1 pseudogene is annotated in these 506 nt (G+C 66.8%); it reads right to left on the minus strand.

The features are described from left to right. Positions 1-506: pseudogene (locus LQ51_RS09570) on the minus strand (Na+/galactose cotransporter); the annotation flags it as partial.

The raw sequence follows: 506 nt of genomic DNA on the forward strand, positions 1-506 counted from the left end.
CAGGTCCGAGTTGAAGCTGAGCACGTCGGCCAGGTGGAGCAGGTACGTCGCGAGCGCCACCACGGTGCCGGCGAGCAGCGACCAGAAGCCGGCGAGCGGGCTCATCCGCTTCCAGAACATGCCGATGATGAAGGTGCCGAAGAGCGGGGCGTTGAAGACCGAGAAGAGCGCCTGGATGTAGTTCATGATGTTGCTGAACCCGGCCGCGATGAACGCCGTGCCGATCCCGACCACCACGGCCACGACGGTGGCGATCCGGCCGATCCGCACGTAGTACTCGTCCGGCCGGTCCCGCCGGAAGTACGCCTGCCAGATGTCGTACGTGAACACCGTGTTGAAGCCGCTGACGTTGGCGGCCATGCCGGCCATGAACGACGCCACCAGGCCGGTCACCGCGACGCCGAGCACCCCGTTGGGCAGCAGGTCCCGCATCAGCAGCGGGATGGCGTTGTTGTAGACCAGGTCGCCCTCCTCGGCGCCGAGCCCTTTCACGGTGACCAGGGCGA

The sequence above is a fragment of the Micromonospora sp. HK10 genome (assembly GCF_000982955.1).
In the GTDB taxonomy this organism is placed as follows: Bacteria; Actinomycetota; Actinomycetes; order Mycobacteriales; family Micromonosporaceae; genus Micromonospora.